The following is a 10,964-nucleotide window of genomic DNA, read 5'->3' as shown; positions in this document are numbered from 1 at the left end:
ACATGGCCATGCGCGTCGTTGATCTGCTTGAAGTGGTCCACATCGCCCAGGAGCAGCGCGAAGGGCGCGCCCCCGGCGGCGAGGCTGTCCATGCGTTCTTCCAGCCGCAGGTCGAACTCGCGCCGGTTCAGCAGCGAGGTCAGCCCGTCGCGGCGCGCCTGCTCGACCAGCCGGGTCTCCTGCTCGACGATCTTCCGGGTCATGCGGTTGAAGGCGTCGGCCACGGCGGCCAGCTCCGGCGGCACGCTGATCTGCACCGGGGTGCCGTGCTCGCCCGAGGAGACACGCTTTGCCCCGGCGACCAGCTGATCGGCGCTCAGCACGATGGCCCGGTTCACGATGTAGCCGCCGAGAACCATCATGCCGATGGAGACGAGGATCGCGGCCAGCGCCCAGTATTCGAGCCGGCGGAAGGCCTCCAGCGCCCTGGCATGGTTGGCCTCGCTGACGTCGCGGATCCGCATCAGCACCGATTCGAGCTGGTTGGCGGCGACGGGGAACTCCTGCTCCACGGCGAGCGCCGCCGCGACATTCGACACGCCCGAGCCTTCAGTCCCAGTGCGCTGGTTCAGGACCTCCTGCGCATCCCGCGACAGCCGCGACCAGATGGCGCGCATCGCCGTCAGCTGATCCCTCAGATGCGGGTCGGCGCCGGTGTTGGCCTCGATGTTGCGGAATTCCTCTTCGACGCGCTGCCGGGCCGTCTCGAAGACCTCGCGATAGGTCTCGTCGCCGGTCAGGGCGTATTTGTTCATGGCCGAGGACAGGGTCCAGAACCCGCTCTGGATCCGCTCGAATTCCAGCAGCACGTCATGCTGCCTCGTCATGACATCGCGGAACGGCTGGACGATGGTCCGGTGATAGACCGAGTAACCGGTCAGGGCGCTGATCAGCAGCGGCAGCACCGCGCAGACCATCGCGATCAGCATCCAGCTGCGCAGCGACTGGCCGCGGATGCGCCGCGTGACGGCTGCCATGAGACCTGCGCGGCCCGAGGCTTGGGTTTGGGGCGATCCGGTGTTGTCCTCTTGTGTCACGTCGATGCTCCGCCTGTTGCTGATGGCCCTCTGCCCGGCCGGTAGAAGCCATGACGACTGCACATGCAAGCGCGCCACCGGTCAAATACGGCCTGCTTCGCCTGATTGCCGAGAGGTCTGCCGCCGGGGCGCCAGGAGTTCTTGGGGCGTGGCAAGACGAAGGGGAAACTGTTGGCTTTTCTGCCTTCCCGAGAGCGCCGGCAGGGTCGCTCGCCCGCCGATGCATGAGCCCGTTTGGCGCCTTTTTGCCCCGTCGGGTGGAAATCCTCACGCCACCGTGCTAGATAGGACCTCATGAAACCTGAGAATGGTGCGCGCCAGGCGTGGCAGGCTTACGAGCCGCCACCTGCGGACCAAACCTCCCTGCCCCCGTCTCCGGGGGCTCGACGCGAGCACTGACAGAGATCGCTTGCACCGCCGGTTCGTCGACAGACGCACCGCCATCCTCTCCTGACTCGACCCCGGACGGCGCGGTGCGATGCACCGGAAATGCTGTTCGGAAAACGGAAAAACCGAAAGGAAGACCATGACCCTAGCCAAAGCCACCCTTGCCGCATCCTTCGCTGCCCTCTGTGGAGCCGGCGCGACGGCGGGCCAGCTTCAGGACCGTGTCGACGCCGGCGAAGCGGTCCGCCTGGGCTTCGCGGCGTCGCCGCCCTGGGCCTATCAGGGCGATGACGGCTCGGCGATGGGCTTCGTCAACGCGATCACCATCGGCGTGCTGCAGAAGATGGGTCACGAGAATGTCGAGCCGGTGCTGACCGACTGGTCGGCGCTGATCCCCAGCCTCAAGGCCGGCCGGGTCGATGTGATCACCGGCGGCATGTATGTGCTGCCCGAGCGCTGCGCCAATGTCGATTTCTCCGACCCGATCGGCGCCTTCGGCGATGCCTTCATCGTCGCGGCGGGCAATCCCAAGGGGATCGCGACCTATCAGGATCTCATCGACCAGGATCTGCGGATGGCCACGGTCTCGGGCTACAACACCGTCGCCGACAGTCGCGCGGCGGGCGTGGCGGACAGCCAGATCATGCAGGTGCCCGGCCCGACCGAGATGCTGGCCGCGGTCCGCGCCGGCCGCGCCGACGCCGGGGCGACCAACACGATCGAGGCGCGGCTGCTGTCGGAAGCCGACGAGCAGGTCGACATGACCGACCCGGCCGGCTTCGAGGGCCGCGACAAGCAGGTGGTGAGCATCGGCTTCCCGCAGGATGACGATGCGTTCCGCGAGGAATTCAACGCGGCGCTGCAGGAGTACCTCGGCTCCGACGAGATGATGGAGACGGTCGCAGAGTACGATTACATCCCGGCCTTCCTGCCCGGCGATCTGACCACAGAAGACGCCTGCAACGCCGGCTGAGCCTTTTCGGCCCGAAAGGAATGATGATCCGGATGGCGGAAGCCGCCATCCGGATCGTCTTCTTTTGAGGGGCGCAAGCAAACAGAAAAGGCCACCGAGCCAATGTCATCCTATCTGGAATTCCTGTCGCGGCATGCCGACCAGCTGGTCAACGGCACCGCGATCACCCTGGCCCAGTTCGTGCTGTCGGCGCTGGTCGCCATCACCCTCGCGGTGATCGCGGGCCTGCTGACGCTGGCGCCCTCGCGTCCGCTGAAGGCGGTCGCCACCGTCTATATCGAGATCTTCCGCGGCACCTCCCTCCTGGTGCAGCTCTACTGGATCTACTTCGTGCTGCCGCTCATGGGGCTGGAGCTGCCGAAATTCGTCGCGGGCTTCGTCACCGTCGGGGCCTGCTTCGGCGCCTATGGGGCCGAGCTGGTGCGCGGCGCGGTGCTTTCCGTGCCCAAGGGCCAGTGGGAAGCCGCGCTGGCGCTGAACATGTCGCCGGCCAAGCGGATGCGGCGCATCATCCTGCCGCAGGCGCTGGCGATCATGCTGCCGCCCTGGGGTAACATGATGGTCGAGATCCTCAAGGGCACCGCGCTGGTCGCGCTGATCTCGGTCGCCGACCTGATGTTCATGTCGCGCCAGATCAACGGCACCACCTACCAATCGGCGCAGGCCTTCGGCACGGCGCTCATCATCTACTACGTCTTCGCCCGCTTCCTCGTCACGCCGCTGATGCGCTGGTTGGAACGTGCCATGGCGCGCCGCCTGGGGAGGGCCTGACCCATGTTCGACTGGCAATGGGATTTCACCTGGTCGATCCTGCCGCGGCTGATCGAGGCCACCGGCAAGACCCTGCTCGCGGCCGGCGGCGGCTATCTGGTGGCGCTGGTGCTGGGGCTGATCCTCGCGCTGGCCCAGCGGACGCCGTGGAAGCCGCTGACCCTGGTGGTGCGCGAACTGGTCGAGTTCATCCGCTCGACCCCGCTGCTGCTGCAGGTGTTTTTCATCTACTACGTCGGCCCGCAGATCGGGCTGCGGCTCTCGCCCTGGACGGCGGGTCTGACCGCCATCGGCCTGCATTACGCGGCCTATCTCTCAGAGGTCTACCGCGGCGGGATCGAATCCATCGGCAAGGGCCAGTGGGAAGCCGCGCGGGCGATCAACATGTCGACCGCCGCCACCTATCGCCGGATCATCATCCCGCAGGCGCTGCCGCCGTCGATCGCCGGGATGGGCAACTATCTGGTGGGGATCTTCAAGGACACGCCGATGCTGTCGGTGATCGGCGTCGGCGAGCTGATGCACACGGCGAACACCATCGGCGCAGAGAACTACCGTTATCTCGAGCCCTACACCCTGGTGGGGCTGATCTTCCTGGCGATCTCGCTGCCTGCCGCCTGGCTCGTCCGGCGGTTCGAGGCGGCGACCCGCCGCAGACTTGGATTGAGCAAATGACCGACAAGACCATCCATTACCCGCTGAAGCTGGAAGGCCCCGACGTGCCGATGGTCCGCTTCATGAACGTCAGCAAGCGCTACGGCGACCTCGTGGTGCTGGACCGGCTCGACCTCGACGTGGCCGCCGGCGAGATGGTGACGATCATCGGCCCCTCCGGGTCGGGCAAGACCACCGTCCTGCGGATGATCATGACGCTGGAGAAGATCGACGAGGGCGTGATCTACATCGACGGCGAGCCGCTGACCCATATGGAGAAGAACGGCAAGCTGGTGCGAGCCAACCAGGCCCACATGCGGAAGATGCGCTCGAAGATCGGGATGTGCTTCCAGCATTTCAACCTGTTCCCGCACATGACGGCGCTGGAGAACTGCATGGAAGGCCCGGTGCAGGTGCTTGGTATCTCCAAGGACGAGGCGCGTGAGCGGGCGATGGAGCTTCTCGAGATGGTCGGCATGGCCGAGAAGAGCGACCAGCACCCCTCGCGCCTGTCGGGCGGCCAGCAGCAGCGGGTGGCGATCGCCCGGGCGCTGGCGATGCGGCCTAAGGTGATGCTGTTCGACGAGGTCACCTCGGCCTTGGACCCCGAGGTGATCAACGAGGTGACGACGGTGATCCGCAACCTCGTCGACCAGCACAGCCTGACGATGCTGATGGTGACGCACCAGATCGGCTTCGCCCGCGAGATCTCGGACCGGATCTGCTTCTTCTTCGGCGGCCGGATCGAGGAACAGGGCCCGCCGACCGACCTGCTCGACGAGCCGCAGGAAGACCGCACCCAGCAATTCCTCAGCGCGGTGTTCGACGCGAACTGAGCGGGGCGGAGCGGGAGTCCCGCTCCGCCGGATCGGAGGGCCGCAGTTCCGGCTGCGGCCTTTCCCTCACTCCGCCGCCAGCCTCGCTTCCGCCGGGAGGGCGCGTTCCATCCACTCCGCATACCAGTCGATGAACTGGATCACGCCGCTTTCCCAGTTCGGAGAATAGGGGCCGGGCGTGTAGGCGGGGGAGAAGATGCCCGTCTGGTTGGTCTCCACGATCTCGCGGTCCTCGTCGTTGGTGGCGATCCAGACCTCGGTCAGTCGCTTGAGGTCGTAATCCACGCCCTCCACCGCGTCCTTGTGGACGAGCCAGGTGGTCGTCACCTCGGTCTCGGTCGGGCTGATCGGGGTCACGCGGAAGGTCAGGGAGTGGTCGGGCAGGAAGTGGTTCCAGGTGCTGGGATAGTGGAACACCAGAAGCGATCCGGCATCGGGCTTCGCCACCCGGCCCAGCTGCCGCCGCACCGCCGCCGCGCCATCCATCGTGTAGCTGACCGCCGGGTGCTGCAGCGGCATCCGGGCCAGCCTATACTGGCCGTCCGCGCTCAGCAGGAACTGCGCCGGCGCGCCGGACGCCGCGCAGGCGTCGAAATGGCCCTGCAACGTCGCCGAGATCGAGCCGTCGGCCGAGACGCCGGCGATCTCGGGGTCCAGCGGGAAGGACCGGCAGAGCGCCGGGTGATTGCCGCTGCAATGGTAGCACTCGCGGTTGTTTTCCCAGACCAGCTTCCAGTTGCCCTTCTCGATGATCGAGGAGCTATGCGCCACCTTGGCGTCGCGAAGATCATGCACGCCCAGATAGGGCGCGGCCTGCTCGGCGAAGGCGTCGAAATCCGGCGGCGTGTCCGACAGGCAGATGTAGATCAGCCCGTGCAGGTCGCGCAGCGCCACGCTGCGCAGGCCATGCGCGGTCGGATCGAACTCCGGCCCCATGCTGTTGGCCCAGAGCAACTTGCCATCCAGCCCGTAGGTCCACTGGTGGTAGGGGCAGACCAGCTTGGCCACCTTGCCCTCGCGCGACTTGCAGATCACCGAGCCGCGGTGGCGGCAGGTGTTGTGGAAGGCCCGCACCTCCCCATCCGCGCCCTTGACGATGACGATCTGATAGGCCCCGACCTGCAGCGTCACGTAGCTTCCGGCCTTGGTCAGCTGGCAGGCCGGGATGGCGAAGAGCCAGTCCTTGTAGAAGATATGCTCCAGATCCAGCTGGTAGATCTCGGGCGAGGTGTAGAACGGCTGCTCCAGCGCGTGGCCGGGACGGCGGCGCGCGAGCAGGGTCTGGATGCTGGTCTCGGTGGCGGACATGATGGCTCCCCTGTCTTTGCGCCGAGTGTCCTGCGGCGAAGCCGCGTTGACAATGGCAGAAAATTTCACTCAGGATTACTTCAGCTCATCTGAATACAGCACGGGACCGACAGGATGGAACGCCCCTACGACTTGTCCTCCATGACGGCGCTGATCTGTTTCGAGGCGGCGGGGCGGCATGGCAGTTTCAAGGCTGCGGCAAACGAGATTAACGTCACGCCTGCCGCCGTCAGCCATCAGATCAAGGCGCTGGAGGAGGATCTGGGCTGCGCGCTGTTCCTGCGCCGCCATCGCGGCGTCGGGCTCACCGAGAAGGGCGCCTTCCTGCTCGTGGCGCTGCAGCGCGGCTTCGAGGGGATCTCCGCCGCCGTCACCCATCTGCGCGAACGGCCGCAGGCGGTGGACGTGACCATCCGCGCCACCACGGCGGTCAGTGCGCTGTGGCTGACGCCGAAGATCACCACCTTCTGGAAGACCCATCCCTCGATCACCGTCGCGCAGATCGTCAGCGACGTGGAGCCTGCCGCGGGACGGCACGACATGGCGATCGGCTACATGGCCCCCGCGCGCGACGGCGACGACTGGCAGGAACTGTTCCGCGACCGGATCGTGGCGCTCGGCACTGCCCACTTCGCCGCCGAACACCGGGTCCACAGCGTCACCGATCTGCTGCGCGCGCCCCTCGTGCATCTGAGCGGCGAAGACTCTCCTTGGACCGGCTGGGAGGAGTGGTTCCGCGCCCTTGGCCACCCTGCCCCGCGCGGCCGCAGCTTCCTCGTGAACAACCACATGATCGCGCTGCAGGCGGCGGAGGACGATGTCGGCGCGGTTCTGGGCTGGGAGGGGCTGATGCAGGGGATGCTGGCGCGCGGGCGGCTGGTGAACCTCGTGCCCGAGAGCATCCCCTCCACGGTGCCCTTCTGCCTGCGGGTCCGGCCCCGCGCCTCGGCCAATGCCCGGCTCTTCGCGCGCTGGCTGGTGGAGAACGCGACCTAGCCGAGCTTGCGGGCCGCTTCTGTCGCCGCCTCCAGCGCCCGCAGGATCGCCCGGCTGAAACCGGCCTCTTCCGCCGCCTCCAGCCCCGCCGCCGTGACGCCCCGGTAGTCGCGGTAGGCGGCGACCATCGCCGGCGCCTCGGCGATCCGCCCGGCCAGCAGTTGCGCCCCGCCGCAGACCGCCGCCTCGGCCGAGCGCCAGGCGATCTGCTCCGCCACGCCCCGCTCGCGCAGGAACCCGGCCATCGCGACCGCCATCAGCGCCGGGTAGGCTGCGCCCGATCCCGGAAGCGCCGTCATCAGGTCGATCTGGTCTTCCGAGTCCAGTTCGTCCGAGGCGCCGATGGCCGACAGCACCTGCGTCACCGTCGCCCGGTCGGCACCCGAGAGCTCGGATGCCGACCACCAGGGCGAGTAAGACTGGCCGATCTCCGCCGCCGCATTGGGCATCACCCGCACCACGCGGCCACCGCAGACGCTCAAGGCTTCCCCCCGCACCCCCGCCATGAAGGACAGCACCAGCCTGTCCTCCGCCCGCAGGTCCAGCGCAGGCCAGTCCTGCGGCCGGACCGACAGCACGACGACATCGACCTGCCGCGCCAGATCCGAGGGGTCCTTCGCCCAGCTCACCCGGTCGTGCCCGTGATAGTCGGGGCGCGGGCCGCTGCGGTTCAGCAGCACCAGATCCTCCGCCGCGACCAGACCCAGCTCCAGCAGCCGCTTCCCCAGCGCCGAGCCAAGCCAGCCTGTCGCGCCGATGATCCCGATCCGCATCGCTGTCTCTCCCCGGATCAGGCCGCGCGCTTCGGCACCAGCGCCCGGATCAGCGTCGTCATCTCCAGCATGCCCACCGGCTCGCCCTTGCGCGTCACCCGGTAGCGGTGCGTCGGGTTGCCCTCCGACAGGGAAAGCACATGCTCCAGATTGTCATCCGCATCGACGCTGCCGGCGATCTCGCCCTCGACCGGCCCCTCGACCATGACCGAACGGACGCGCAGCACCCGCGCGCGGTTGATGTCGCCGACGAAGGCCTCGATATAGGGATCGGACGGATTGAGCAGGATCTCCTGCGGCTCGCCCTGCTGGACCACCAGCCCGTCCTTCAGGATCACCAGATGGTCGGCAAGCTTCAGCGCCTCGTCGAGGTCGTGGCTGATGAAGACGATGGTCTTGTGCAGCTCGCGCTGCAACTCCAGCAGCAGATCCTGCATGTCGGTGCGGATCAGCGGGTCGAGCGCCGAAAAGGCCTCGTCCATCAGCATGATGCCGGAGTTCGAGGTCAGGGCGCGGGCAATCCCCACCCGCTGCTGCATCCCGCCCGAGAGCTGATGCGGGTAGCGGTCGCCGTAACCGCCAAGCCCGACCCGTTCCAGCCACTTCTGTGCATCGGGCTGGTAGCGCGAAATCGGGATGCCGGTGGTGGCCGGCGCCATCCCGGCGTTCTGCAGCACCGTCCGGTGCGGCAGCAGCGCGAATTTCTGGAACACCATCGACATGGTCTTGCGGCGCAGATCGCGCAGCCGGGTCTCGTTGAAGGTCAGGATGTTCTCGCCATCCACCAGCACCTCGCCCGCCGTCGGCTCGATCAGCCGGTTGAGATGGCGGATCAGCGTCGACTTGCCCGACCCGGAGAGCCCCATGATGACCGTGATCTCGCCCTCGTGCATGTCGATGTTGATGTCCGACAGCCCGAGGACGTGGCGGCGCGTCGCCAGCAGGTTGGCCTTGCTCATCCCGCCCAGCACATCGGCCAGCGCCGCCTGCGGAGTGTCGCCGAAGATCTTGTAGAGATGGCGGATCGAAACTTTGACAGGTCTGTTCATCGCTGCGCCCTTCATCCCCGGCCCGCCTTGCTGGCATCCAGCCGGGCCAGCGCCGACTTGGTCACCCTGTCCAGAATGATCGCCAGGAGCACGATGCCGAAGCCCGCGATCAACCCGACGCCCAGCTCCAGATTGCGGATGCCGCGCAGCACCAGCACGCCCAGACCGGGGGCAGACACCAGAGAGGCGATCACCACCATGGCCAGACTCATCATGATGGTCTGGTTCACGCCCGCCATGATGTTGGGCAGCGCCAGCGGGATCTGCACCCCGAAAAGCTTCTGCTGCTTGGTCATGCCGAAGGCATCCGCCGCCTCGATCACGTCGCGGTCCACAAGCCGGATGCCGAGATCGGTCAGCCGGATCACCGGGACGATGGCGTAGAGGATGATGGCGATGCCGTAGAGCTTCGGCTCGGTCACGCTGAACAGGAAGATCAGCGGGATGAGATAGACGAAGGCGGGCAGGGTCTGCAGCATGTCGAGGATCGGCGTCATCACCCGTTGCAGCCGGTTGCTGCGCGACATGGCGATGCCGATGGGCACGCCGAACAGCACGCAGATGAAGGCGCAGACGAAGATGATCGCCAAGGTCTGCATCGCCTCGGTGTAGTGATCCACGAAGGCCAGCGTCGCCAGCGCGGCCGCCACCAGCACCAGCACCTGCGCCGAGCGCGACACGAACCAGGTCAGCAGCAGCAGGATCGGCAGCATGACGAACCACGGCGTCGCGGTCATCAGCCAGATCGTCTCGCTCAGCATCCAGGACAGCGGCTGCGTCAGCGGGTCGAGCACCACGCGCAGCACGTCACGCGCCGACAGAAAGCCGCGCTCCAGCCCCAGCGTCAGGTCGCGGGTCTGCGGAAAGGCAGCGCAGGCATCGTGCAGCGCGTTCAGCGAGGGGATCGGCAGCGACCAGAGAGAGGTTTCCTCTCCCGCCCCGCCCTGCGCCTGGGCCAGCAGATCGGCCATGGACATCGGCCCGCCGCCGCTTTCGCCGCGCGCGCACCAGTCGCTCAGCCCGAGTATTTCAAACAGCCTGTCATAGCTGGCCATGCATGCGCCCCCCTGCGTCCTGAAACCCGTCAAACCGCCGGCGCCCCGAGGGGAGCGCCGGCAGCATCCTAGACAGGGAACGGCTTACTTGATCAGCGTCGAGAGCTTCTCGCGCGCGCCGTCGGAGAGCCAGGTGGACCAGTCGGCGCTGCTCGTGGAGATGTACTGCACCGCGGCTTCCTGCGCCGAGGCCTTGTTCTCGTCCTGCCAGGCCAGAAGCGCGCTCATTTCCGAGGTCTTGAACGTCATCTTGCGCAGGAATTCGACGACCTCGGGCTTCTCCTCCACCAGCTTGGCGGTGACGGCAGTGACGCTCGGCGCCTCCGGGAAATCCGACACCTGCGGCTCGGGAGCATTGGGGTTCTGCAGGTTGGCGAATTTGTCCGCGTCATAGGCACCGAGGGCGACGCGGGTCATCGGGTACTTGCCCAGCGGCACGGTCGGCCCCCAGTAATAGCCGAACCACGGCTGCTCGGAGGTCACGGCCGAGCCCATCGACGAGGCCAGCGTTTCGCCGGAGCCGTGGTTGAACACCTTGATCCCCGACGCCTCGAGGTCGAGCGCGCGCACGAGGTTGTCGCTCACCACGCGGCAGCCCCAGCCCTCGGGGCAGTTGTTGAACTGCGCGCCGACCAGCTCGGGGTTGGCCATCACGCCCTCGATGGTGGCGAGCTCGGGATGCGCCTCGACCAGATAGGTCGGCAGCCACCAGCCCTCGACGCCGCCCGGATCGAGCACGTTGGTCAGCGTGACCATGGTGCCGGCCTGCTCCAGCTTGGTATAGGCCTCGCCGGCCGAGTTCAGCCAGAGGTCGGTCACGATATCCGGCTCGCCATTCTCTGCCACCGAGGTGATGGCGGGGATCGTGTCGGATTTCACCAGATCGACCGAGCAGCCATAGCCCTGCTCCAGCAGGAACTTGGCGACCTCGGTCATGATCTCGGCCGAGGCCCAGCCCATCTGGGCGATCGACAGATCGCCGCACTGGCCATCCTGCGCCATGGCGGGGGCGGCGAAGACGCTGCCGAGGAGAAGGGCCGTTGTCGAAGCAAGAAGTTTCATGAGCGTTTCCCTGTTGGAGGTGATGAGGTGGCGTTTTCAGCGGGAGGTCTTCGCCCCCCTTCC

The 10,964-nt window shown here is 66.9% G+C and carries 11 protein-coding genes; 5 read left to right on the top strand and 6 right to left on the bottom strand.

Annotated elements, in window-relative coordinates:
• Positions 1–977: sensor domain-containing diguanylate cyclase (locus C5F48_RS03320; protein WP_107662478.1), on the bottom strand; the 977-nt coding region annotated here is incomplete at its 3' end.
• A 586-nt stretch (positions 978–1,563) separates the two neighbouring features.
• Between C5F48_RS03320 and C5F48_RS03315 the strand changes: the two genes are divergently transcribed.
• The 4 genes from C5F48_RS03315 (at position 1,564) to ehuA (ending at position 4,658) form a co-directional block, all read left to right on the top strand.
• Positions 1,564–2,397 (top strand): transporter substrate-binding domain-containing protein, encoded by an 834-nt coding sequence (locus tag C5F48_RS03315; RefSeq protein WP_107662477.1) that lies wholly within the window; start codon positions 1,564–1,566, stop codon positions 2,395–2,397.
• A gap of 102 nt (positions 2,398–2,499) precedes the next feature.
• The gene (gene ehuC, locus C5F48_RS03310; RefSeq protein WP_107662476.1) at positions 2,500–3,168 is read left to right on the top strand and encodes an ectoine/hydroxyectoine ABC transporter permease subunit EhuC; all 669 of its coding nucleotides are present in this window, start codon (positions 2,500–2,502) and stop codon (positions 3,166–3,168) included.
• Positions 3,169–3,171: 3 nt separating this feature from the next.
• The gene (ehuD, locus tag C5F48_RS03305; protein ID WP_107662475.1) at positions 3,172–3,843 is read left to right on the top strand and encodes an ectoine/hydroxyectoine ABC transporter permease subunit EhuD; all 672 of its coding nucleotides are present in this window, start codon (positions 3,172–3,174) and stop codon (positions 3,841–3,843) included.
• Positions 3,840–4,658 (top strand): ectoine/hydroxyectoine ABC transporter ATP-binding protein EhuA, encoded by an 819-nt coding sequence (gene ehuA, locus C5F48_RS03300; protein ID WP_107662474.1) that lies wholly within the window; start codon positions 3,840–3,842, stop codon positions 4,656–4,658. Before ehuD ends, ehuA begins: the two co-directional genes overlap by 4 nt.
• Positions 4,659–4,724: 66 nt before the next feature.
• Here ehuA and C5F48_RS03295 read toward each other — a convergent pair whose 3' ends face one another.
• A complete protein-coding gene (locus C5F48_RS03295) occupies positions 4,725–5,966 on the bottom strand; it encodes an aromatic ring-hydroxylating oxygenase subunit alpha (RefSeq protein ID WP_107662473.1) in 1,242 nt (413 codons plus the stop codon).
• Between the two features lie 114 nt (positions 5,967–6,080).
• Between C5F48_RS03295 and C5F48_RS03290 the strand changes: the two genes are divergently transcribed.
• A complete protein-coding gene (locus C5F48_RS03290; RefSeq protein ID WP_107662472.1) occupies positions 6,081–6,962 on the top strand; it encodes a LysR substrate-binding domain-containing protein in 882 nt (293 codons plus the stop codon).
• Here the strand turns inward: C5F48_RS03290 and C5F48_RS03285 are convergent.
• The 4 genes from C5F48_RS03285 to C5F48_RS03270 all read right to left on the bottom strand — a co-directional run bounded on the left by C5F48_RS03285 (position 6,959) and on the right by C5F48_RS03270 (position 10,901).
• A complete protein-coding gene (locus tag C5F48_RS03285; protein WP_107662471.1) occupies positions 6,959–7,735 on the bottom strand; it encodes a pyrroline-5-carboxylate reductase family protein in 777 nt (258 codons plus the stop codon). The genes C5F48_RS03290 and C5F48_RS03285 overlap by 4 nt on opposite strands.
• Before the next feature lie 17 nt (positions 7,736–7,752).
• Entirely contained in the window at positions 7,753–8,784 is a 1,032-nt protein-coding gene (locus C5F48_RS03280) for a quaternary amine ABC transporter ATP-binding protein (protein WP_107662486.1), read from the bottom strand.
• 11 nt (positions 8,785–8,795) lie between these two features.
• Complete coding sequence (locus C5F48_RS03275; protein WP_107662470.1) at positions 8,796–9,839, bottom strand: ABC transporter permease; 1,044 nt, start codon at positions 9,837–9,839, stop codon at positions 8,796–8,798.
• Positions 9,840–9,923: 84 nt separating this feature from the next.
• Positions 9,924–10,901 (bottom strand): glycine betaine ABC transporter substrate-binding protein, encoded by a 978-nt coding sequence (locus C5F48_RS03270; protein WP_107662469.1) that lies wholly within the window; start codon positions 10,899–10,901, stop codon positions 9,924–9,926.
• Between the last annotated feature and the right edge of the window lie 63 nt (positions 10,902–10,964).

The organism is Cereibacter changlensis JA139 (assembly GCF_003034985.1).
In the GTDB taxonomy this organism is placed as follows: domain Bacteria; phylum Pseudomonadota; class Alphaproteobacteria; order Rhodobacterales; family Rhodobacteraceae; genus Cereibacter; species Cereibacter changlensis.
The sequence above is the reverse complement of the archived record's forward strand: the minus strand, read 5'-3'. Positions and strand labels throughout refer to the sequence as shown.